This window comes from Rhodanobacteraceae bacterium, assembly GCA_024234055.1.
In the GTDB taxonomy this organism is placed as follows: Bacteria; Pseudomonadota; Gammaproteobacteria; order Xanthomonadales; family SZUA-5; genus JADKFD01.
This window is the reverse complement of sequence record JACKOW010000012.1, coordinates 65,477-88,045: the sequence shown is the minus strand read 5'-3', so window position 1 is coordinate 88,045 and position 22,569 is coordinate 65,477. Positions and strand designations below refer to the sequence as shown.

15 protein-coding genes are annotated in these 22,569 nt (G+C 63.9%); 5 read left to right on the top strand and 10 right to left on the bottom strand.

Going from position 1 to position 22,569, the window contains the following annotated elements:
* Positions 1 to 16: 16 nt before the first annotated feature.
* A complete protein-coding gene (locus H7A19_16800) occupies positions 17 to 2,365 on the top strand; it encodes a response regulator (GenBank protein ID MCP5476490.1) in 2,349 nt (782 codons plus the stop codon).
* Here the strand turns inward: H7A19_16800 and H7A19_16795 are convergent, their stop codons facing one another.
* Both H7A19_16795 and H7A19_16790 read right to left on the bottom strand, forming a co-directional pair.
* Positions 2,366 to 3,076 carry a pseudouridine synthase gene (locus tag H7A19_16795; GenBank protein ID MCP5476489.1) on the bottom strand — a complete coding sequence of 237 codons (711 nt, stop codon included), beginning with the start codon at positions 3,074 to 3,076 and terminating at the stop codon, positions 2,366 to 2,368.
* A 201-nt stretch (positions 3,077 to 3,277) separates the two neighbouring features.
* A complete protein-coding gene (locus H7A19_16790; GenBank protein ID MCP5476488.1) occupies positions 3,278 to 3,838 on the bottom strand; it encodes a DUF1415 domain-containing protein in 561 nt (186 codons plus the stop codon).
* A 204-nt stretch (positions 3,839 to 4,042) separates the two neighbouring features.
* Here H7A19_16790 and H7A19_16785 point away from each other — a divergent pair, with 204 nt between their 5' ends.
* Positions 4,043 to 5,194: a DUF2183 domain-containing protein gene (locus tag H7A19_16785; GenBank protein MCP5476487.1), complete on the top strand. Its 1,152-nt coding sequence runs from the start codon at positions 4,043 to 4,045 to the stop codon at positions 5,192 to 5,194.
* A 159-nt stretch (positions 5,195 to 5,353) separates the two neighbouring features.
* On the opposite strand, the gene H7A19_16780 is transcribed toward H7A19_16785, so the two are convergent.
* Entirely contained in the window at positions 5,354 to 6,022 is a 669-nt protein-coding gene (locus H7A19_16780; GenBank protein ID MCP5476486.1) for an SDR family oxidoreductase, read from the bottom strand.
* Between the two features lie 276 nt (positions 6,023 to 6,298).
* Between H7A19_16780 and H7A19_16775 the strand changes: the two genes are divergently transcribed.
* Positions 6,299 to 7,150, top strand: a complete 852-nt coding sequence (locus H7A19_16775) for a hypothetical protein (protein ID MCP5476485.1) — start codon at positions 6,299 to 6,301, stop codon at positions 7,148 to 7,150.
* A 6-nt stretch (positions 7,151 to 7,156) separates the two neighbouring features.
* Here the strand turns inward: H7A19_16775 and H7A19_16770 are convergent, their stop codons facing one another.
* The 4 genes from H7A19_16770 to H7A19_16755 form a co-directional block, all read right to left on the bottom strand.
* Positions 7,157 to 8,131: a tyrosine-type recombinase/integrase gene (locus H7A19_16770; GenBank protein ID MCP5476484.1), complete on the bottom strand. Its 975-nt coding sequence runs from the start codon at positions 8,129 to 8,131 to the stop codon at positions 7,157 to 7,159.
* 984 nt (positions 8,132 to 9,115) lie between these two features.
* On the bottom strand, positions 9,116 to 9,970 hold the full coding sequence (locus H7A19_16765; GenBank protein ID MCP5476483.1) for a replication initiation protein: 855 nt from the start codon (positions 9,968 to 9,970) through the stop codon (positions 9,116 to 9,118).
* A gap of 27 nt (positions 9,971 to 9,997) precedes the next feature.
* Positions 9,998 to 11,029 (bottom strand): ParB/RepB/Spo0J family partition protein, encoded by a 1,032-nt coding sequence (locus tag H7A19_16760; protein MCP5476482.1) that lies wholly within the window; start codon positions 11,027 to 11,029, stop codon positions 9,998 to 10,000.
* Positions 11,026 to 12,240 carry an AAA family ATPase gene (locus H7A19_16755; protein MCP5476481.1) on the bottom strand — a complete coding sequence of 405 codons (1,215 nt, stop codon included), beginning with the start codon at positions 12,238 to 12,240 and terminating at the stop codon, positions 11,026 to 11,028. Before H7A19_16755 ends, H7A19_16760 begins: the two co-directional genes overlap by 4 nt.
* Positions 12,241 to 12,688: 448 nt before the next feature.
* Between H7A19_16755 and H7A19_16750 the strand changes: the two genes are divergently transcribed.
* Positions 12,689 to 13,735: a serine hydrolase gene (locus tag H7A19_16750; protein MCP5476480.1), complete on the top strand. Its 1,047-nt coding sequence runs from the start codon at positions 12,689 to 12,691 to the stop codon at positions 13,733 to 13,735.
* 268 nt (positions 13,736 to 14,003) lie between these two features.
* On the top strand, positions 14,004 to 14,963 hold the full coding sequence (locus H7A19_16745; GenBank protein ID MCP5476479.1) for a patatin-like phospholipase family protein: 960 nt from the start codon (positions 14,004 to 14,006) through the stop codon (positions 14,961 to 14,963).
* Positions 14,964 to 14,987: 24 nt separating this feature from the next.
* Here H7A19_16745 and H7A19_16740 read toward each other — a convergent pair whose 3' ends face one another.
* The 3 genes from H7A19_16740 to H7A19_16730 form a co-directional block, all read right to left on the bottom strand.
* Positions 14,988 to 15,650 (bottom strand): response regulator transcription factor, encoded by a 663-nt coding sequence (locus tag H7A19_16740; protein MCP5476478.1) that lies wholly within the window; start codon positions 15,648 to 15,650, stop codon positions 14,988 to 14,990.
* A gap of 500 nt (positions 15,651 to 16,150) precedes the next feature.
* A complete protein-coding gene (locus tag H7A19_16735; protein MCP5476477.1) occupies positions 16,151 to 20,950 on the bottom strand; it encodes a putative Ig domain-containing protein in 4,800 nt (1,599 codons plus the stop codon).
* Entirely contained in the window at positions 20,947 to 22,362 is a 1,416-nt protein-coding gene (locus tag H7A19_16730) for a PD40 domain-containing protein (protein ID MCP5476476.1), read from the bottom strand. Before H7A19_16730 ends, H7A19_16735 begins: the two co-directional genes overlap by 4 nt.
* Positions 22,363 to 22,569 lie beyond the last annotated feature (207 nt).

The window sequence follows — 22,569 nt, the reverse complement described above, 5'->3', positions numbered from 1 at the left end:
ACCGACAAGGCAGACCATGAGTTCCAACAATGCTTCTGGCGACGCCACTTTTCGCCGCATGTTGCAGGCGCGCATCACCCAACTGACCATGCAGGCGCAGACCACCCTTGATGAGGGTTGGGAGCCAGACCGCGTTGCCGAATTGCGAGCCTCCTTCGCCGAGACCAGCGACATTGCCACGCGCTTCAAGCTCGACGAGGTGGCACACGCCTGCCGTGATACCGGCGCCTATCTGGGTTTTCTGCTGGACGGCGCCGAGCCTCCCAACGAGGCGGAACATCAGCGGCTGAACGAATTTCTGGAATTGCTTGCCCGTCAGGCGCTGGAACTGGCCGCTCAGCTGAAACACGAAGAAAGCACCCGCGCTGCGGTGCTCTATGTGCGCCCGGCCGATCGCGATATCCCTGGCCTGCAGGCGCAGCTCCGGCAGCAAGGGTGGCGGGCGCTGATTGAAGCAGATCGCGCTGGTGTCGCCCAGATCGTGGACGATCAGACGCTGGTCGGCGTCGTCGTCGATTCCAGCCTGCTGCCGCAACTCGGCGAGATCATCGACACCATCGATCAGGCCCGCAAACCGGGGCCAACACCACCGGTACTGGTGGTCACGCTGGAGGGCACGATCAGCGAGCAGCTGCTGGGCATGACCGGCAGCACCGATGCCTTCATCGCTCACGCCGATGCCGCTGGCGTGGTGCGCAAGCTGGCCGAATTGCAACACACGCTGAGCTCGACCGAGCCCTTGCGGGTGTTGATCGTCGATGACGACCGCACCCAAATCGTGTTCTACGACGCCGTGCTGCGCCGTCGCGGCATCAGTACACGCGCCGTCAGCTCCTCGCGCGAGGCGCTCGGCGTGGTCCAGACCTTCAGACCCGATCTGATGCTGGTGAATCTCAACATGCCGGACATCGACGGCATGGCCCTGACCGCACGCATCCGCGAAATGCCCGGGACCTTGCTGCTGCCGATCGTGTTTGTGTCGGGCGAGCAGGATGTGGACAAACGCACCCGAGCCATCAATGTCGGTGCCGACGATTTTCTGACCCGCCCCGTGCAACCAGCCCATCTGATCGACGTGGTCGTCGGCCGCGCAAAGCGCGCTCGCGCTCTGCGGCGCCAGGTGCTGAGCGGGCCGCTGGCGGCGCCGACCGGACCTTTGGCCCGCAGCTTGCTGGCGCTACGAATTCGTGATCTGAGTGACCGTCCGGCGGCGCTGATCTCGGTGGGCATCGAGAATGCCAAGGCCCTGATCGAAAAGCTCCCCAGCCTGCTGCGCTGCGAGATGGAACAGGCCATCTCCGGCCGTATCGCCGCCCGCCTGGGCGCCGGGGATTCCTTCGGCCCCTGGGACGAGTTTCATTTTCTGGTGCTGGCCGCGCGTAGCAGCGAAGGCGAATTGCATGAGCTGGCACAGAATCTGCGGCAGGGCATCGACGTGCGCCCGGTGGTGGTCTCGCGCGGACAGATCAAGGTGCAGGCAAGGGTGGAGCTTTGCGCCGCCCTGCCCGACGCCCAGCGCTGGCTGGATCTGGCAATGGCCTTGTGGGCCCGCGGTGGCAAAGCCGAGGGTGCTGCCGCATCTGCCCCGGCGGCACCGGCACCGAGGAAGGCAAGCTCCGCCGCCGACAATCCGGTGACGCACCCTCAGCTGGCGCTGTGCGTCGCCGAGTATCAACCGCTGATCATGGTCCGCGGCGCCATGACCGATCAATGGCAGCAGCGCCTGCGCCTGCGCGCAGGACCGCAGCAGCCGGCCACGCTGGGTCGCGACAACTACTACGAACAGGCTCTCCACGCCGGCACTCTGGCAACCCTGGACCGCATGGCCTTGCGACTGGCCCTGGACAGCATCGTGTCCCAACGCAAACGCGGGCGCCAATTGCGCATTCAGGTGGAAGTGGCGCTACCGACCATCATCGACCCGGGCTTCTTTCCCTACATCGAAGACGAGTGCCGCAAGAGCGGTCTGACCCGCGGTTCCGGTGAGCTCACCCTGGAACTCGACACCGATGCGGTCATCGAACAACTGACCACGGTGCGCCCGGTCCTGGATCGATTGCGCACGCTGGGCGTGCATCTGTGCCTGCGCCATTTCGGCCTGCAGAAGGAGGCGCTGCGGCTGCTGCAGCAGATCAATGTCGACGCGGTCAAGCTCGACACCGACCTGGCACTGCAGCCCTCGCTGGCCTTCACCTCGATGCTGGCGCATGTGCGCGATGGTGGCGTCCCGATCGAAGTCGAGGATGTCCCCGACCGCCTCACGATCACCCGCCTGTGGGAACTCGGCACCGATTACATCCAGTGCGAACAACTGCGCGGCTACAGCGAATCGCTGGATTTCGAATTCCAGGCAACCGTTGGCTGATTACCACTCGGTGCGTCCTGGCAACAGGCCCTTGAGTTCGGCATCGGTCAGATTGCGCCACTGGCCGAGCTTGAGTGCGCCAAGCTTGATGTTGTCGATGCGCACCCGGCGCAATTCGGTCACCCGATAGCCCAGCGCCGCCGACATCAGCCGGATCTGGCGGTTGAGGCCCTGGGTCAGGACGATGCGGAAGCCGAACTTGGCGATACGTGCGGTTCGACAGGGCAGCGTTTTCTTGCCGTGGATGATCACGCCCTTGGACATCGCAGCCAGAAATTCGGGGGTCACGGCCTTGTTGACGCCGACCAGATATTCCTTCTGATGGTGGTTCTCCGCCCGCAGGATGTCGTTGACGATATCGCCGTTGCTGGTCAGCAGGATCAAGCCTTCGGAGTCCTTGTCCAGGCGTCCGATCGGAAAGATCCGTTGTTCATGACCGACGAATTCGACGATGTTTCCGGACACCGAATCCTCGGTGGTACAGGTGATCCCGACCGGCTTGTTGAGCGCGATATAGACATGCTTGCGCCCCTTCTTCTTCGGTCGCGCCCGCAGTTCGGCGCCATCGACGCGCACCTCGTCGCCGTCGGCCACCTCCATGCCGATCACCGCGATCTCGCCATTGAGCGTGACCCGCCCCTGCTCGATCAGCTCGTCCGCTTCTCGGCGCGAACAGAATCCGGTTTCACTGATGTGCTTGTTGAGGCGCATGGCTGGGGAGCTGGGAGAAGGGGAAAGGCAAAGCGGAAAGCGGTAGAGCTTGCAGTGAGGGAAACTAGCAGACTGGCGTCATTGCAAGCGCAGCGAAGCAATCCAGAAACAGGGTCGCAAGTCTCTGGATTGCTTCGCGACTACGTTCCTCGCAATGACGCTGCCGCCCATGACCCAAAGCGAACGGCGGTTCCCCTGCGTTCAGCGCCCGCATCTGGCCGCCCAGCCTTCCCAGCCCAGCGCCCGCAGCGTGTCGATGTTGCGCCGGTAGATCTCGTCGGTGTCTGCCACCGCTTCGATGGCGCGATCGATGCTGGCTTCGCGCAGCAGATGCAGGGTCGGGAACGGTGAGCGATTGGTGCAGTTCTCGATGGCCTCGGCCTGCGCGTCGGCAAACTGGTAGTCGGGATGAAAGCTGGCCACCTGCAGTTCGCCCTCCAGTCCCAGCGCCTGCACCGTGGCGTCGGCGATCTCGAGGAAGTCGTTGAAATCGAGGAAATCTCCCAGCACCTGGGGGTGGATCAGCAGCGTGGTTTCGATCTCCTCGGCATCGGTGGCCGCCAGCCGCCCGAGTTCCTCGGCCAGATCAGCCACCAGCTGGTCCTCGTCGACGGCGGCACTGACCCGAAAGCGCACCCGTCCCTTCACATAGGGCGCCCGCGCGAAGGGGCACAGATTGAGGCCAATCACGGCCTGCTCCAGCCACTGGCAGGTGGCGGCAACGACGGATTCTTCGCTGGCGGGGGCTGATGGGTCGGACACGTCTGCTTGGCCGGGACGGGGCAGCGCATTCTGGACTGTGGACCGGTCCTTGACCACTGGCCGGCGCGTTCGTCGGTCTCCACGGTGGAAGGCTGGCTGCTGAACTTCATTTTGGCAGCCCCGGGCGCAATCCCTCAGAATTGGGCCGCGCAACTCGGTGCGGCCGTCTCGCCGCCGCTGGCCTGTACTGAAGGACTTGAAGACATGCGTTTCCGACTGCCCTGCCCTGCCTGCTTCCCGGTCCTGGGCCTTGTCCTGTTGATGGTCGGCTGTGTGTCCGTGGGCGCAAAGCCGCTATCGCGCCATGATCAGGTCGTGTTTCTGCCAAGCACGGCCCGGCAGCAGGGCCCCGATCAGATCGAGATCCGGGTCGAGAGCTGGGTCTTTGAATTCGAGCGCCGGCCGGGGCTCAGCGCCCTGCTGGCGCACCATCTGGATCTGGATCTGGATCAGATGTCGACCCGCGATCGCGATCGCTTCTACGCCCGCACACAGCTGTTCCGGGTTGATTCCGAGAGCCGCAAGCAGATCGCCCTGACACTGCCCGGCAGCTGCCTTCAGGTCGGACAGCGCTGCGACGAGCCCGAGCTTCCGCGCAGCAATGGCGCCGGCCGCAGCAGCAGCCGACTGTCGCTGAAAGCGCCCGAAGGCCTCAACGATGGCGACTGGATCGATTTCTCGGTGGTGATGCCCGCTGGCGATGCGCGCCAGCTGGGTGGGCGTGCGCTGTGGCTGGCCCGGGAAGGACTGTCGGTCATTTCAGATATAGACGACACCATCAAGGTCTCACAGGTTGGCAATCGCAAACAGATGCTGCTGAACACCTTCGTCCACGAGTTCGCCGCCGTGCCGGGCATGGCGACGCAATATCAGTGGCTCGCACAGGAAGGCGGCGCACGTTTCCATTACGTCTCCTCCAGCCCGATCCAGCTGTACACGCCGCTGGCGCAATTTCTGGACGATCAGGGCTTTCCTCGTGGCAGCGTGCATCTGCGCGAATCGACCTCCTTCACGAGCGTGATTCCGCGCAAGGGAGCCTCGCGCAGTCACAAACTCGCGGCCATCGGCCAGCTCTTTGCCGACTTCCCGGAGCGACGTTTTCTGCTGATCGGTGATTCGGGGGAATCGGATCCGGAAATCTACGGCGACGTGGCTCGCGAACATGCGGCCCAGGTGATCGGCATCCGCATCCGCAACGTCAGCGACGAAGGTCCGCAATCCACGCGCTACCAGCGCAGCTTCCGTGGGCTGCCGGCGACGCTGTGGCAGGTCTTCGACGATGCGCCAAGCATGCGGCTGTTGCCGCAGACGGCGGTGACCGATGGCGCTCTCGTCGAAGATACGCTAACGCATTGATTTAAAGGCCTTAAGAACAAGGAGCAAGGGGCAGGGGGCAGGGGTCCAACCTCGACGCATGATCTGATCGTGCCGCGACGTGGGTCCCCTGCCCCCTGCCCCCCGCTCCCTGTTTGATGCGCCAACCAGCGCACCGCCAGGGGCGACCGGGACTTTCCCCTACCACGGCAGCTCGCTGCCATTGGCGTGCCAGAAACTGCCGCTTGTGGCAATGGTCAATGCATTAATGCGTTCTACCAACTGCGCTGCTGCAGCGGCCGGATCAACGTCGCCGGCGCCGCCGGTCATCTGCGTACGCACAAATCCGGGATGCAACAGCGCGACTGCTATTTCGCGCTCGCGACAGTTGATCGCCAGGGACTTGCCGGCACAGTTCAGGGCCGCCTTGGACATGCGGTAGCCGTAGTAGCCGCCCGAACTGTTGTCGCCTATCGAGCCCATGCGGCTGGTGATCATGGCCACCTTGCTGCCGGTCTGCATTACCGGCAACAGCGCCTCGGTCAGCAACAGCGGTGCCAGCGTGTTCACTTCGAACTGGGCCCGCAACTGATCGATCTGCTCGCGCAATTGCCCCAGCACATCGCGGCGGAGGATGCCGGCACAATGGATCAGGATGTCCAGGGGACGATCACTCACGGCCTCACGTACCCGATCGATCCCCGCGCCCTGGCTGAGCTCTACACCGTCGATGCGCTCACAGGGCAATTGCGACAGCGCCGGTCCCGGATCGCGACAAACAGCGATCACCTCATGACCTGCCGCCAGATAGTGGCGCACCAATTCCAGGCCGATGCCGCGGGCACTGCCGGTGATCAGAATTCGGGCCATGTGACTGCCTCCTTGTTCGAGTTTCCGTGCCCTGATGTTATCGGCCTGCGTGTGAAGAGGCATACCCGGGCTTGATGCCCCGTGGGGTTCAAAAGCGGACAGTTCCGTCCGCCCGCCGCGATCGGCACCGCTCAACCGCTGGGTAAACTGGCCAATTCATCGCTCTATTCGCCAGATCTTGCCATCGCGAATTCGGCTTTCGACCGAACCGGGCGCTCTGTCGATTGGCATGGAGTTTGCGTCGCACCCACTCAACCTCGAATTCTGGAGTCAACGATGATGATGCGCCCTGCCCTACCCTTCGCTTCGGTGCTGGTACTGGCACTGCTGCTGAGCCCGATGACCCACGCAGCCACCAAGGTGCTTGGTCCAGGCGAGAACGCCGATGTCGGCAGCCGATCGGTGCGGGTTCCGGCCGCCGTGGTGGCCGGCAATATTGATACCGGCAGTGGCAGCGTGCTGCTGGAGGCCGGCGCCGGCACGGGCAATATCGACACTGGCAGCGGAGGCGTCGAACTGGCAGCGGGCGCGAGCGCCGGCAACATCGATACCGGCAGTGGCGGTGTGCGCCTGGGCAACGACAGCAGCGTCGGTCGCATCGATACCGGCAGTGGCGGTGTGCGCATGGGCGACGGTGTCCGAACCGCCGACATCGACACCGGCAGCGGCGGTGTTCGCGGCGGCGAGCGGGTTCAAATCGCTGGCGGGGTCGATACCGGCAGCGGTTCAGTCAAGTTGGGTCGAGGATCAGAGGTGTCCGGCAAGATCGATACCGGCAGCGGTTCAATCCAGCTCAGCGGAACCCGGGTCGGTGGCGATGTGGACAGCGGCAGCGGCGACGTCGAGCTGATCGACAGCGAAGTGCGCGGCGACCTCAAGACCACGGCCGGCAACATCGATTTGCAAGGTGCCACGGTCATCGGTGGCGATCTGTTGGTGCGCAAGTCCAGGTGCTTTGGCTGGTGCTGGGGCGATGACAAGAAGACCCGAATCACCATTGGCGCTGGCGTGCGCGTGCTCGGTCAGATCAGGGCAGAACGCGAAGTGGAGCTATGGGTGCATGACAGCGCCCAGATTGGGCCGGTCAGTGGCGCCGAGGCAAGACGCTACTCGGCCGAACGCCCCTGAAGGCCCTCAATCACCGTAGTTCAGCTGTAGCGCGGCGACTTGCGGCGCCCGATCACGACGGTCGTAGGCGCGGGTGGTCTGAATACTGGTGTGCCCCAGCCAATGCTGCACGGTGGCCAGATCAGCCCCCTGCGCCAACGCCTGGGTCGCGGCCGTGGCCCGCATCACGTGCGGGCCAAACCACGGCAGATCGTTGAGCCCCAGTTCCGCGCCATAGCGCCGGACCACCTGGCTGTAGATCGACTGCGCGCTGAGCCGGCCATCGCCCCGGGCGTTGCGCAAGGCCAGGAACAGCGGACTGGCCGGGCCCGCAACCGGCAGATGGGCCAGGTAGGCCTGAATGCGTTCCAGCGCCTGCTTGTGCAAGGGCAGCTGGCGCATGCGCCCACCCTTGCCGCGCACCCGCAGTCGCCAACGGCCGCGGTCACGATGGACGTCGCCGCGGTTGAGCGCCACCAGTTCGCTGCGGCGCAACCCCTGAAACAGCAGCATTGCCAGGATGGCGCGGTCGCGCAAGCCCTTGAGGGTGGTGTCGCTGGGCGCCTCCAGCAGGGCCTTGGCCTCGGCCTCGGACAGCGCCGGCGTCTGTCCCTCGTAACTTTGCACGACCGGCCGGCGCACCGCCTGCACCGGATTCGCCGTGATCCACTGGCGCTCACACAGGTAGCGAAACAAGGAGGCGAGGGCCGACAGCTTGCGGCGCTGGGTGGCCGCTCCGGCGCCCTGCTGCTGCAGATGCAGGCGCCAGGCGAGCACCTCGCCCATCTGCACCGACTGCAACTGCGCCGCGGACGTGATCTGGCGAAAGCGCAGGAAATCGCGCACGTCAGCGGCATAGGCCCGACGCGAGTGCGGACTGAGGAACTGTGCCAGCCACTCCCCCTGCATCTGGATGCCCGCCTGGTCTGCCAGATCTGACGCCTGCTTGGGTGCGAGCAGTTCCTGGAGAGCGCTCGGTATTGGATGAATTCGGTCAGGCATGCTGCGATTGTACTAATGATAAATAATCTTATCAGCAGTTATGAGCTGGCGTCATGCGGGCTTTGCTGGATCGTCGGTTTATGGTTTGGTCAATCGGGCACAGGCCAGAACGGTTCGCGGACGGGTCCGGTGCTTCCATCTTGCGGACCGCAGCTCAGAGAGATTGGGTGGTTTCTCCGCTTGGAGCGAGAAAAAGGTGGTGCGGTCAGTGTCCGATGTTCCCGTGATCTTGCGGGCTGCTGTCCGGCTCAATACGGTTCAGAAGACGGCTCTCTTCGAAAACGCACAAAAGCTAGACAGATCAGATTGATAGCGCAGTCTTTGGCAAGCAAATCCGGGCCGGCCCGACACTGGCCACGAGCAATGAACCCACTTGAATTCAGACATAGGCTGCGGGTGCTGCGCAGCGGCTCCCCGGCGCTCCTGGGCCGTGTGTGTGCCGGGGAACGCGCCTGCGGCGCGCACACTCAGCCTGGCCACGCTGAGCTGACAAAGGCTTGAAGCGAGAAAAAGGTGGTGGCGCCGACGGCCGGGGCACGGGCCAGTTTGAACACGGTCCCCGTGCTGAAGCCTGGTCTAGCCCGCATTTCACACACCTGTTGCGGAAGAACGCGCGAGGGCCATGAACCCTGGCAGGTACGAAGCGGCCTTGAGGAGGGACGCGCGCCTGCGCGGCCGCTCTTGATCTCCGCGCAGCGCAAAGCGGCGCCGCAGCGCGGCGCCCTCCACAGCAGCGCCCCGACACCCCCGGTGCCCGGCGCTGGAATGCGGTTCATGGAGAGGAGCAACACAGCGATAGTCGCAAAGAACCAGCGAGGTCCGCAAAGCGGGCAGATGCAGCCGTACACGCTGCAATGGCTGTGTGGCCACCGATTCGCCTTGCGCCACAACGGAACCGCGGCATCTGCCCGCGCAGGTGTGAGACGTGCGGGCCAGATGCTCTGCAGGCTGGGCTGATGCGCGGTCTGGGCGCGTTGGGACGGCTCAGGATTCGCCGGACGGCCCGCGGCGGGATTGCGCCATCAGTTCTTCCGGGTCATAGCCCAGGCGGCGCATGTGCGCCTCCCATTCCCGGCGTTCGTCGTCCGCCCGTGCCGCCGGCGGCGCCACGGCTTTGGCAGGCGCAGTCTGGGCTGGCGCCTTGGGTTTGGGCGCGGACGGCGCCCGGCCGATGACGAATTCGAAATGGCTGACGTTGCGGCCGATCTTGCCCTTGTCGTAGCGGATGCGAAGCTCGGTGCGCTCGTTCAGCTGGGCCACGGCCGGTGCCACCACCCAGCGCTCGAACTCGGAGAAGCGCGGGTAGCTGTCTACGCAATCCAGCCAGCGGCGCAACTGCTCCACGGTCACCTGACGGCGCCCCAGGCCCGCGTACTGCGCCAGCACTTCAAACATGCGGATGGCGAAAGTGGAGGACAGACGCGCCACAGACTCCAACGGATAGCTGGTGAAACGGTCCTTGAGCGCCGAGATGAAAGGCAGCATTTCCGGCGAGAAATTCAGAACGACACGGCCACGCCGGTTCTGGTAGCGGATCATCGAAACCCAGCGCAGCAGCGTCTCCTGTCCGGTCTGGGCATCGCTCAGCGTCACCTTGCGCTCGAACAGGCGCACGGCTGCGTCTTTCAGCTCCTCGTAGACCTTTTCCGCCGACAGCCCGAAGGTCTCGCGGAAGGGCGCGGCTTCGACTACGAAGGTGCGCTGCTGTTCGAGCGACTGCCGCGAGTCGACCTGCGCCACGCAGAACAGCACCAGACGCTGTTCCTGCAGCGTCAAGCGATAGGAAGCCTCGACGATGGCATTCGCCTTGGTCACCAGCATGCTTCCACCGCGTTTCATGACACCACCTATTTCTCGCTCGAAGAGCTATTTCTTTTTGCTTTTCATTGCCTTGGCTGGTTCTTTGGCTGCCAAAGACCGGCTCTGCGCCCATTCCCCCAGAAACTGGTTCAGCGCCGAGAGCAGCGCCTTGCGCTCCTCAGCCGCCAATCCCTTCGACCAGCGCACCACCAGGTTGCTGCGATCGGGGCTGGCGACCGTGGCCAGCAGTTGGCCTTCGGCAGTCATCACCGATTCCTCCAACTTCTGCTGACTGCTGCGTCTTGCCGGCAGTAGTTCCGCCTCAAGTTCGGCATAGGCCACGAGCGCGCGCGCAGCACTCCAGTCGGACTGCTGCGCCTGCTCACCGATACCGTTCAGGCGGTGCCGGATCTCGTCCATCCGACCTAGCCCACGGGCCCGACCGACAAATCGCGCCAGGCGTCGGCCAAGTTCACGCGACAGGCGGTCATGGCCACCCAGCGCCAGCACAAAGGAATAGGGCAGTTCTGCCAAGGATAATTTGAATGAAAGATCGCCAGCAGACACCTGCAGCCATTGCGCCAGTGCGTCCTGCGTGGCGAACAACTGGCGCTGCAGCCAGACACTCCATTTGACGCCGGTCTCGTAGGCCGAGTGTTTGCGGCTGGCGTCGGCGGTTTCGGTCAATAGCGCGGCGTCACGGTCGCTGAGCTCGGCGACGATGGCCTTCAACGGCTGGCCCAGATGGGCACAGGCGAAGCGCCTGCGCGATCCATCGATGACTTCAAACTCGGCGCCGGCATCGCCGCTGACCGGGCGCACGATCGCCGGCGTGGTCTGCCCGTGGGTACCGATGGAATCGATCAGATCGCTGACCGTGCGGGCATCGAGCGCAGCCTGCAGACGTCCCTGCAATTCCCAGACCCGAACCCGGTTCGGGTCCACTTCGCGCAACACCAGCGGCGAACCGGTCATCTGCTCCAGTCGACCCAATATGCCGCGCCCGGACTTGGGCAAGGGCACACCCGGCGCCGCGGCCGCGCCGATCCCTTCCAGCAGGCGTCGCGCCCGATCCTGCGCACTGCGTCCAGTACTCATGCCTTAGCCCCCCGTTTGAGATCGATCATGCTCAGCATCTCCTCGAAGACTTCGTCCAGGGCCTCGCGCACGCGGCGGTTGGCCTCGGCCTGGCTGCGATCCACCTGATTGCTGCCTTCATAACAGCTGGGCGCGCCGGCCGAGCCGCGGCGCACAGCCTCGGACATCGGAAAATGATTGTTGAAGATCAGGCTGCCAAAGAAGCGGCTGGCCAGCAGCGCGTGGGTCTGGTCACTCAGCGAGCCTTTCTGCAGCTGCGTCAGCAGCAGTCTGAGCCAGCGCTTGCGGTCATTGAAACCAGGCAGCCTTTCGGTCCAGGCATGGACCACCTTGGCGAACTTCACTGCCGCTTCCAGATCCAGATTGCGGGGCGGCACCGGAATTACCAGTCCATCCGAAGCGACGACCGCATTGATGGCCGCCAGGTTCAGGGCCGGAGCGCTGTCCAGCAGGACAAAATCGTACTGGTCCAGTCGCCGCATTGCGGTGTCCAGGCGCCGCCAGAAGGGATTGTCCTGGATACCCGTGCGGGCGGTTTCCACGGCCAGCAGCATCTCCGCGTCGTAGACATCCACCGATGCCGGAATGATGTCGATCGTGGGCCAATGGGTTTGATGCACCAGCGTCAACGGATCGTCGATCTCGCCAGTCAGTATCGGACCGATGGTCTGCTCCCAGTCGATCCCGCGAACCGGTTCGCCGCTGCGACTGACTTCAAAGGACGCCGTCAGCGAACCCTGCGGATCCAGATCGACCAGCAGCACACGGTAGCCTCGGGAGGCCAGAAAATGGCTCGCCAGATAGGTGCAGGTGGTCTTGGAACTGCCGCCCTTGAAATTGACGAAACCGAGCACGTACGGGCGCCGCGCCGGGCTCTTCGGCAAAGTGCCGGCGTAGGCGCGAATGGCATTGATCTCTTCGAGCGTGTACATGCGACGCCCACCAGCGCTACGATCGGTCGGTCCGGGAAAATTGCCCTCACTCTCCTGCGAGCGCAGCCAGGATACCGAGCGCCCGACTTCCCGAGCCGCTTCCTGAATCCGGTAGCGACGCAAGGTTTTCAAGCCGACGGGCGGGGCATGCAGCTCTCTCAAGGTACTGATGAAGCTGTCGCCCAGCGTGGCTACAATCTCCAGGGATTCCTGCACATCGAGTTTGCTGACGACATCGGGGGTCAGCATGGCAGCCGCCGCTTCTTGTTGCTTGTTCATCGCTAAAGTAGCTCTGATGACGTAACTGCACGTAAAGCTACCATGCTCTGTTCCTGCTAGTCAGCTGTTTTTGTTTTGTGTTTAGAGCTTTTAGTAGCTTGTTTATAACTACCAGAACCGTAGTCAAAACGGGAACTTGCACACTGAAAGGCGAGAAAAAGGGGGATGGAAGCGAGAGATAGGCGGTTCTCGAGCGAGGGAAAGGCGGTTGTGGGCCGAGAAATAGGTGGCTCAGCAGCGTGAAAAAGGTGGTGACGCCTGCATCCAACCCGCGCTCCCGCCGATCGATCTTTGGCAGCCAAAGATCACGCCAAGCCCCTGATTCCACGACGCCCTGCGCCGTTGTTCGCGACTCGGCGGCAATGGCGCAGTCAGCCATGGCAAACCAGCGGCGTAACCAATGAAGGCATGCTGTCGTCCAAACCCGAGCCATTGGATGGAGTGTGCAATGACGCGTGGTGTCGCAAAACGGGTGTTGATGATCTGGTTGCTGGCCGCGGGATACCACTCAACTGCTGCGCAGGTGCCACTTCAGGATCTGAGCCATGAGCTCATGGTCGGCCAGCATCCGGGCATCGAAGCGATGGTCATACACCAGCAGGGCAGGGTGGTGACCGCTGCTGTCTCATTTGGCATCGACGAAGAACTGCCAGACCTGCGCTCGGTGACCAAATCGGTGACCGCGCTGTTGGTCGGAATTGCATTGGATCAGGGCAGCCTGCGTTCGGTTGACCAACCGGTGGCCGAATTGCTGCCAGCCTACGCCAGGGCCTTCGAGCGTGATCCACGCAAGACCCGGATCACCATCGCCGATCTGTTGACCATGCGTAGCGGCCTCGATTGTGACGATTGGAACCCGAAGTCGCCCGGACACGAAGACAAGATGTATCGCAAGCGCGACTGGGTCCGGTTCTGGATCAGCCAGGCCCTGGTCAGCGAGCCAGGCAGCCGTTTCTCCTACTGCACCGGCAATGCCATCGCCCTGGGGCTGATCATCAAGCAGGCCACCGGCCGCAGCGTGGATGAGTTCGCCGCCGTGGAATTGTTCGAGCCACTCGGCATCCACACTGCCCGTTGGGCGCGTTGGAACCGGGGCAGGGAGATCGACAGCGGCGGCCATTTGCGCCTGCATCCCGAAAGTCTGGCGCGGATCGGTGATCTGGTGGGTGCGGCAGGGCAATACTCCGACAAACAGTTGATTTCCAGCAGTTGGATAGATCAGATGACCCAGATCCGTACTTCCATACCGGGCATGTCACAGTCCTATGGATATCTATGGTGGCTGGATCAGACCACCCGACCGGAGTTGCCGAAGACCCGCGTGCTGATGGCTTGGGGCAACGGTGGCAGCTACCTGTTCGTGTTGCCGGAGTTGCAGGCCAGCGTGGCCTTTGTCGGCAACCGCTATAACCGCCCTGACGCGAGGGAGCCGATGCTGTGGATGCGCGATCGGATTCTGCCGGCGCTGGCCCCCGGGGGACATCAAAGCCAGTGAATCCGGGCCGTTGACGCGTACACTGTGTGTGCCGGGATCGGAGATACGGCAACACCTGAACACATTCCAGTATCGCCAAGTCGAGGTCGTCATGAGCAAGGGCATGGATCAGAAGAAGAGCGCCAAGAAGCAGCCGCTGAAGACTCCCAAGGAGAAGCGGGCGGCCAAACAGGAGAAGAAGGCCAAGTAGGCCGATGCCCGCGAATGCGGCTGTGCGGCTTGACCCGTCCCGGCTGTGAGCCCAGAGTCGGGCGGGGGAGGGCAGGGCATGGTCGACAGCGCACATCCGTATTTCCGCATTCTCTCGCTCGCAGGCGGCGGTTATCTGGGGCTGTACACCGCCACGGTGCTGGCTGGCCTGGAGCGTCGGGCTGGTCGGCCCCTGGCGCAGTGTTTCGACCTGATTGCCGGCACCTCGGTGGGCGGCCTGCTGGGACTGGCGCTGGCCTTCGAGGTGCCGGTCATCCGCATCGTCGAGCTGTTCCGCGAACGCGGCAGCGAGATCTTCTCGGCGCGCAGCCTGCCCACCAGCAACGTCGGGCGACTGCTCGATCTGACACGATCGGTGCTGGGGCCGAAGTACTCCGGTGAGTCGCTGCGTGCGGCCCTGACCGAAATCTTCGACAAGCGCCGTCTGGGCGACGCTCCGCATCGGCTGGTGGTGCCAGCCGTGAATGTCTCGCTCAGCCAGACCAAGGTCTTCAAGACGCCCCACGGCGAGCGCTCCACCGGCGATGAGCGGGTGCTGGCCGTCGATGTGGCCATGGCGACCTCAGCCGCTCCCGCCTATTTCCCGTCGGTGAAGGTCGGACGCTACCTGTATGCCGATGGCGGCATCTTCGCCGTGGCGCCCGATCAGGTGGCGCTGCACGAGGCCGAGCATTTCCTCGGCATTGCGCCGCCGCAGATCCGCATGCTGTCGATTGGCACGGCCACCTCAGGTTATCGGCCGGCGGACGGCGTGGATGCCGATGATGGCGCCGTCGGCTGGCTCTCTGACGGGCGTCTGATCCTGACCACCGTGGCCGTGCAGCAGCAGCATGTGGAATCGATGCTGGAAGACCGGCTCGGCGCTCGTTACCAGCGCATCGACGCCGAATGGCCGGCTGGCGCGGGGTTGGGCATCGACATTGCTACCCCGGCGGCGGCCGACACCCTCGTTGCACTGGCCGAACGCACCCTGGGCCAGCTCAATCAGGCCGAATTCGACCAGGCGCTGGGGAACTGATCCGGCGGCGGCGGTCTTTCCGCCTCAGTTGGGAATGACGTAGCCCAGGCCGCGGCGGGTCTCGATCAGCTCCGATGCGCCCAACCGCGAAAGCTTGCTGCGCAAGGTACTCATCAGCACTTCGATGACCTTCTCCGAGGCGTCCGGATGACCCGCGTACAGCTGGGCATAGAGCGCGGTGCGGGTGAGCATGCGGCCACGCTGACGCATCAAACATTCCAGCAACTCGAACTCCTTGGGCGACAGGGCCATCGGCTGACCCTTGCAGCGGACCAGTCGACGTTCGCTATCCAAAGACACCTCGCCAATGCAGATCGGCGGTGGGGGCTCGCCGCGCTCACGCAGCAGGGCCAGTCTGGACACCAACTGATCGGCGAGCACCGGCTTGACCAGAGAGGCATCCGCGCCCTGGTCGAGCGCCATGACCCGGTCGTTGACCTGTTCACGGCCGGTCAGCACCAGCACCCGGGCATCATCACCCCGCTGGCGCAAGCCCTTCAGCAATCCCAGCGCATCCGATGTCCGTGGCGCCAGATCCATCACCACCATGGCATAGGCACAGGCCTGCATCAGACCGACGGCGCCAGCGCAGCTCTCGGCCACTTCCACCAGGTAGCCTGCCGCCACCAGCGCCGGGACCAGCGAGGAGCGGAGTTTTTCGGAGGCCTCGATCAACAACAAACGCATGGATCGTATCCATCACAGTTGCGATTAGTATCAAGGCCAGAGCTTTGCGGAGGCTTAACGCAAACGCCGCCTGCCGGGTGATTCTGACCGCAGTCAGGGTGTCGCCGGACTGCCGCAATAATCTAATCCAAATGCCGGGTCGGCTGATATGGGCACGCCGATGCCGGCAAGTCTCTGCTCAATCCGACGAGCGCCGCGGATGGGGGAACGTGGAATCCGCGAAAGGGCAGGGCGAGCGTCTCCGAGCGGTACGTCGACACCCCGGCATGCAGACCCTGTCGACGGGGTAGCTGAAGTCAGCAGCAGAGCCAGTCGGTCGCGTCACAGCCAGCCACTCCATCCAGATTAATTGGTTTATTTATCAGATACATACGATATTAAAGGCCATCTCATGGCCGGTGCGGATGCGGGCATGTCGGCAGATTGGAAGCGGCTGGCGAGACGTCCATGTCGGGACGCCTCGCGCTGCTCCGTCCACGCATTTCAGACCGGCGCCAGACTCAACTCTGTGGCTCGGTCGGCAGGAAGATGCCGACAAACACGCCGACATTGCCGCTGCTCAAGCCGAAGGTGACGATCAGTACCGGCGCCGGCAGGGCCAGCGGACCGTCATTGACATAAGCCGAATCAAAGCCGTCGGGAAAGACCAGTTGCTGGCAACCGGGTGTGGGGTCGAGGAAGCAGCCGCTGCGCAGGCTGCCGGGGCTGGTGATGGCGCCCTTGATCAGCCCGACGGTGTTGTTACCGATGTCCGCGGCGCTCTTCAGATTGGCCTGGAGCTTGTTGATGTCCTTCAGGTCTTGTGCGGTCGCGAGCCCGGCCGAGAGGATGCTCTGCGCTTGCTCGATGGCATCCGGGCCAATCAGGATCGTGCTGTTGGCCGGCGCGTAGGCTTCAAAGCCGACGCCCTCGGCGACCGAGTTCGGAATCTTGGCAACGTGTATGGACAGACTGGCGGCGGTGATGATGCCGGCCAGATTGCCCACGTTGGCGTAGTTCACGAGGCCATTCTGTGCCACCAGGATCACGGCGGCGCGAATGACGTCGCCGAGGATTGGCCGGTAGACGTTCTTGATGATCCGCGTGCGGATGCGGGTGGCACTGAGTACGCCGGCCAGAGTGAAGCGCACGGCCTTGTCCATTCGCGACGGCGCCTGCGGACCTAGCAGACCGCTGCTCGACAACGACTGGTGCAGAGCATCCAGATCGGTCACCAGCAAGGCTGGAATCCGATGGCCGACGAGTTCCACGGTGGGTCCGATGGCGGCCAGCACGCCAGGCACGCCGGGTTCCAGGCCGCTCAAGGCCGCACCCTGCGCCAGCAGACGCTGGTTGAGGTTGAACAGCTCCACATCCGGCGTCAGCGGATTGGCGACGAGCACCGCCATTTGCTGCAGGCTCTGCGCCAGTTCGGCATTGCCCTGCAGGTAAGCCTGGTCGTCGGCGCCAGCCGCGAAGCCCATACTGATGGCGGTGTTGCGATCCGGCGGCATGCCACCATCGGGTGCCAGCGGCGTCAGTCCTCGCATCCGGTCAACCGAAATCCCGGCGCGCACGGTCTGCAGCTGTGCATCGATCATCTGGATGGCAGGGACGTTGTTGGCCAGAACCGCGGCTTCCAGCTCGGAGATCAGGCGCTCGGCCCGTTCTAGCTGAGCCCCGAAATCGGCGTAGACGCTGCCCTCGGGCGCATCGGCGATGCTCTCCATGACCACCACTCGGGTGCTGTAGCTCTCCAGGGTGTCGGGAAGGTCGACCTGCAGCAGATACTCACCCAGCGTACCTGGGCTCGATTGCACCGAACTGCTGTTGACGGTCGGCAATGGCCCGCTGCTGGCGCCGGGGACCGCTTCGAGGATGCTGAGTGCAATGGTCGGCTGAGGGCTCAGTGGCAGGCCCTCGTTGCTGTACACGGTGACGCTGAGCGGACTGCTCTGACCACCGATCAGCACCGGATGATCGAGCGCGATATCGATGCGCGGCCCACCGGAGACACTGAGATCGACATTGCTTCCCGGCGCCACCGAGCTGCCCGGGGCCGGACTTTGCTGGAACACCGTTCCCAGCGGCAGATCATCACGGTTGACATAATTCAGTGAGCCCAGCATCAGATTGCCGTCCATCAGGCGCAGGCCGGCATTGAGCAGATCGAGTCCGACCACGCGCGGTACGGTCACCGGTGCCGGTCCCTTGGAAACCTCCAGCCGAACCGAATCACCAGCCGCCGCGGCGCTGCCACCGCTGGGCAGCTGGGCACGGACCTGGCCGACCGGAACCACGGCATCGAAGACCTGAACGATGGGATTGGCGCTGAGGTCCGCTGTCGCGACGGCGTTGACTGCCGCAGCCTCGGTCAGACCGATCACCTCGGGCACGGTGGTTCCGGTGCGCACCAGCAGGTCAAAGAGCTGGGTGTCGCTGTAGCCCAGGCTGTCAGTGACCTGCAGAATGATCGGATGGGTGCCCAGATCAGCGCCGGTCGGCGTCCAGGAGATGATTCCCAGAGCGTTCACGCTCATGCCGGCCGGGGCCTGCACCAGCTGGAAACTCAGGGATTCGCCGACATCGGGATCCACTGCGAGCACGGCGTAGCGGTACTCGAAATCGGGTGATGCCAGGGTCCGCGGCGTGGACAGGATCTGCGGTGCACTGTTCGGGGGCAGAACCTCGATGCGCACGGTCGCCACATTGGATTGCAGCGCGCCATCGGAGGCCCGGTAGGTGAACAGATCGACCTCTGGTGTCCGCTCTTCGGGGAGCAGGGCATTGACCCGATTGGCGTTCAGTCCGGGCAGCAGCCAGTGCGGTTGCTCCTGGGCCGGCACCGTGCCATCAACATTGATGTTGGTGACATGGTAGTTCCACTGGTTCCAGATCGGCCTGGCGGCCGGCCAGTCATCGTTGGGACCTTCGTAGACACGCACGATGTCCGAAGCGCCGACACCGAAGCGGGACTCGCCGTGGATGATCATCTCGGAGGCGCCATCGCCGTCGACATCGGCCATGATCGGCATGGCGCGCACACCCGAGGCATTGTCCAGATCGAAGATGCCGATCAGCGTTCCGTCAACGCCATTGAGCACGTGCGCCCTGATGTCCTGGTCAATGAGGGTAACTTCAACCTTGCCGTCACCATCAAAGTCCATCACCACCGGACCGTAATAGCGCGGATCGATGGTCGGATCCTCTACCGTTGGATAGCGCCATTTCAGGCTGCCATCGGCGCCGTTGTAGACCTCCAGGAAGCCCGCGCTGGAGCCGCGACCGGCGGCCGAGAGAACGTCGGCGCGACCGTCGTCGTCGACATCGGCGATCACCAGCGGCAAGTCCTCCTCGGTAGTCGTGACCACCTGCCACTTGAGGCTGCCATCGTGCTCGTACACGGCGGTGTCATTGGTATCGGTTCCCCGCACGAGTTCCGGGTAGGGATCGTTGTCGAGATTGGCAGCGATGGGCGTGGAGCGGGGTGCGGACAGGTCGCCCGGGACGGTCCACAGCACTTCACCCCGATGGGAGAAGGCCGCGCCGGAGACCAGAATCTCCAGATCGCCGTCCAGATCCAGGTCGACCACTTCCACGGTCAGTTCGATACTGCTGCGGATAGCACCTACGCCACGGGCGTAACGGGTGAACAGGATCCGGCCATTGTTGTCGAAGACCGTGACGCCAATGGCGTCGGTCTGGGCATGTCCGTGGATCAGTTCCGGCGTGCCGTCGCCATCCAGATCGGCGGCGGCAATCTCGCCGCCCGGGTTGCCGCGCTGGTCGATGATGGCGTCCAGGTAGATCCCGTCCTGCGGGATCGCCTCGCTGATCCATTTGAAGCTGCCGTCATGTTCGAAGGCGATCAGCTTGCGACCGTCCTGGGTAGTGGTGCGGCCGCCTTCGGTTCCGACTGCCACCATCTCCATGCGCCCATCCAGATCGATATCGGCCAGCAGGAAGCCCTGACTGCCCTCGACGCTGCGGTCGTAGGCTGGCGTCTGGTAGATCTGAGAGCCGTCGCTGGCCCGCACCAACAAACCGCGATTGGCGCCCGCGGTGCCGTTGCTGTAGCGGACGAAGATGTCCGGAGCGCCATCACCATCGACGTCACCCAGGCGTGGCATTCCGATCCGACCGCCATTGGGGCTCTGCACCCGATATTTCTCGACGAAGCCAAAGGGGCTGAGATTCAGATCCGGTGTGTAGCTGAAGCCGCCGTCACCGGCGAGGGCCAGGATACCCGCATCGGCGTCATCGACGAGCACCGCGCTGAGCGGACTCAGATTGGGATCCGAGTCGTTCATCAGCACGCCCAGAGCCGGTACGTCCAGGGTTTCGCCGCGTTCGACGGTGTAGGCGTCATCGACGGCTATTGGCGGCAGATTATTGTCGATCAGGATGGTAAAGGTCGCGCTGTCACTGCCGCCGCGGCCATCGTTGACCGCCACGCTCACGTTTTCGCTGCCCTGGGTCAGGCTGGTGGGAACCCAGCTGATCAGCCCGCTGGCGGCGTTGATGCTCATCCCGATCGGGGCCTGGGTCAGGCTGTACTGCAGCGGATCCAGGTCCGGATCGGTGGCAAGCAGCTGCAGACTGAAAGCCTGATTCAGGATCGCGCCCTGATCAGTCACGGGGTTCAGCTCCGGTGGCTGATTGGCATCGATCACCTGCACCTGAAAGCTCTCCAGATCGAAGAAGGCCCGACTGTCGGTGACCCGCACGGTGACCGGATGCGTGCCGACGTCGGCCAGCGTCGGCGTCCAGCTCAAAAGGCCGTTGCCCGGGTTCAGCTGCATGCCGCCCGGGGCCACGTCCAGCGCGTAACTGAGCACATCGCCGACGTCCGGATCGCTGGCCGGCACGGTCAGGCTCAGGGTCTGGTTGGCGGCGACGATGCGCTCACCGATGGTGTCGATCAGCGGTGGTGAATTGGGCAACAGCACCTCGATGACAAAGGTCTCGGTATCCACCGCGCCTTGATCGTCTTCGGCGCGAACGGACACGGTGTTCGGGCCGCCATCGGCCAGCCCGGGTGTCCAGCTGAGCACGCCATTGCTGTCGATGCTCAGACCGGGCGGTCCGCTGTCGATGGCATACAGCACTACCGTGCTGGCGGGCGGCAGCACCTGGACCTGATGGCCGAAATTGCGCTCGGCCACGGCGCCGAGCAGGTCTATCGGAACAATGCGGAAATTGCCTTCGAATCCATCCGCAAAGATCGCCCCGGGCACGCCACGCGAGGCGGCCGGCGCCGATCCGCACAACAGGCCGGCGAGCAGGGCCATCAAGGTCAGCAAGCGAAGACGAGTGTTCACGGCGATCCTCCCCCGATCAGCGGATTGGCGGCGCGGAAAATGTCGCGCGACTGATTGTTGTCGGCGGGCACCAGATTGCTGGCATCGGACTCGAACACGATCCACTGGCCATCGCCGGAGATCTCCGGGCGCAGGCTGTGGCCGTTGGCCTCACCGCCGGCAGCGGGCACGCTGACCCTCGCGGTCGCCCCGTTGCTGCGGTCATGGACAAAGATGTCCTGCCTGGCGTTGTCATCGCCGCTGACCAGATTGCTGGCATTGGAGCGGAAGGCCACGAATCGCCCGTCATCGCTCAGCGAGGGTGTAAAGCTGTCGTGATTGGCCTCGGCGCCGCTGGAGGAGACGCTGACGCGGGTGGTCGTGGACGTGTCCAAGTCGTGGACGAAGATGTCCCAGTGAGCGTTGCTGTCCCCGGCCACCAGATTGCTGGCCAGCGAGCGAAAGGCAACGAACTGGCCGTTGCCGGAGATCGCCGCCTGCACGCTGTCGTCATTGGCCTGCACGCCCAGGCTGGAAACGCTGACGCGGACAATCGGCCCGGCGATGCCCTGGTAGTTGTCGCCGGCATCAAAGCGGTATTTGACGAAGACGTCCTGGAAGTCGTTGTCGTCCTCAGGCACGAGGTTGCCGGCGTGGCTGTGGAAGGCCACTCGGCGGCCGTCGTCGGAGACCGCGGCAGCGAAACTGTCGGCATTGCCTTCGGGGCACTCGATGCCGGGATCGGTCACGCAACTGGGGTCGGCGGTGAGATCAGGTCGGCTCAAACGCTCGGCCATGGGCACCGGATTGGTGACGGCGTCATACAGGAAGATGCTGTGCATCCCGTTGGTGCCGGTGTCGCCCGGGCGCGCACTGACGGGTTCGGAGTTCTGGAAGGCGGCGCGGGAGTGAAACACCACGAACTGGCCATTGCCGGAAATCCGACTCTCCTGGCGGGCCTGTCGATCCGTGTTGTTGCTGGTAAAGCTGATCTGCAGGACTTCGATGGTGGTGTTGGCCAGGCGGTCGCGCAGCACGCCCTGGGCGAAATCCCGGTAGCCGGTGAACATCACGCGCAGACCGTCATCGGAGACCGAGGGCGCATAGCTGCCCCGGTACAGATTGGTGAAGTTCAGCACATTGCCGCTGGCATCGACGTTGACCCGCTCGATGGTCCCGGCATTGAGATCACGCAGGAAGACATCGGGCAAGTCGTTGATATCGCCGGCCAGCAGGTTGCTTGCGCTGGAGCGGAAGGCGATCACGTTGCCATCGTCGGAAACGCTCGCTTCATAGCTGTCGTGATTGGCCTCGGTGCCGTCCACAGCGGTACTGATGCGCTGGATCTGCGCCTGGGCTGTTGCAGCGAACAGCAGCAACAGCACCGTCAATGCGCGTGCCATCCCGGGCACCTGGCTTGCAAATGGTTTCATGCGGTCCCCCGCTTTCTGGCGTTCTGAAAGCACAAGCGCAAAACGGCAGGAAACTCCATCAGCTCGATGTCGACGTCATGGCGAGCCGTCCGTTTCGGCCCGAAGCTGCCTGGAGGCCTGGATCCGGCTGGAGATCAGGAACGGCCGCGGCGGCGCGCAGCCTCCTCAAGATCGCTGCGACCCTGGCCCCCAGACCCGCTGCGTGAC

What these genes read in the sequence shown, in the direction of transcription:
- H7A19_16800 (MCP5476490.1), top strand. Translation starts at nt 17, where the DNA reads ATGAGTTCCAACAATGCTTCTGGCGACGCCACTTTTCGCCGCATGTTG.
- H7A19_16795 (MCP5476489.1), bottom strand. Translation starts at nt 3,076, where the DNA reads ATGCGCCTCAACAAGCACATCAGTGAAACCGGATTCTGTTCGCGCCGA.
- H7A19_16785 (MCP5476487.1), top strand. Translation starts at nt 4,043, where the DNA reads ATGCGTTTCCGACTGCCCTGCCCTGCCTGCTTCCCGGTCCTGGGCCTT.
- H7A19_16780 (MCP5476486.1), bottom strand. Translation starts at nt 6,022, where the DNA reads ATGGCCCGAATTCTGATCACCGGCAGTGCCCGCGGCATCGGCCTGGAA.
- H7A19_16775 (MCP5476485.1), top strand. Translation starts at nt 6,299, where the DNA reads ATGATGATGCGCCCTGCCCTACCCTTCGCTTCGGTGCTGGTACTGGCA.
- H7A19_16770 (MCP5476484.1), bottom strand. Translation starts at nt 8,131, where the DNA reads ATGCCTGACCGAATTCATCCAATACCGAGCGCTCTCCAGGAACTGCTC.
- H7A19_16765 (MCP5476483.1), bottom strand. Translation starts at nt 9,970, where the DNA reads ATGAAACGCGGTGGAAGCATGCTGGTGACCAAGGCGAATGCCATCGTC.
- H7A19_16760 (MCP5476482.1), bottom strand. Translation starts at nt 11,029, where the DNA reads ATGAGTACTGGACGCAGTGCGCAGGATCGGGCGCGACGCCTGCTGGAA.
- H7A19_16755 (MCP5476481.1), bottom strand. Translation starts at nt 12,240, where the DNA reads ATGAACAAGCAACAAGAAGCGGCGGCTGCCATGCTGACCCCCGATGTC.
- H7A19_16750 (MCP5476480.1), top strand. Translation starts at nt 12,689, where the DNA reads ATGACGCGTGGTGTCGCAAAACGGGTGTTGATGATCTGGTTGCTGGCC.
- H7A19_16745 (MCP5476479.1), top strand. Translation starts at nt 14,004, where the DNA reads ATGGTCGACAGCGCACATCCGTATTTCCGCATTCTCTCGCTCGCAGGC.
- H7A19_16740 (MCP5476478.1), bottom strand. Translation starts at nt 15,650, where the DNA reads ATGCGTTTGTTGTTGATCGAGGCCTCCGAAAAACTCCGCTCCTCGCTG.
- H7A19_16730 (MCP5476476.1), bottom strand. Translation starts at nt 22,362, where the DNA reads ATGAAACCATTTGCAAGCCAGGTGCCCGGGATGGCACGCGCATTGACG.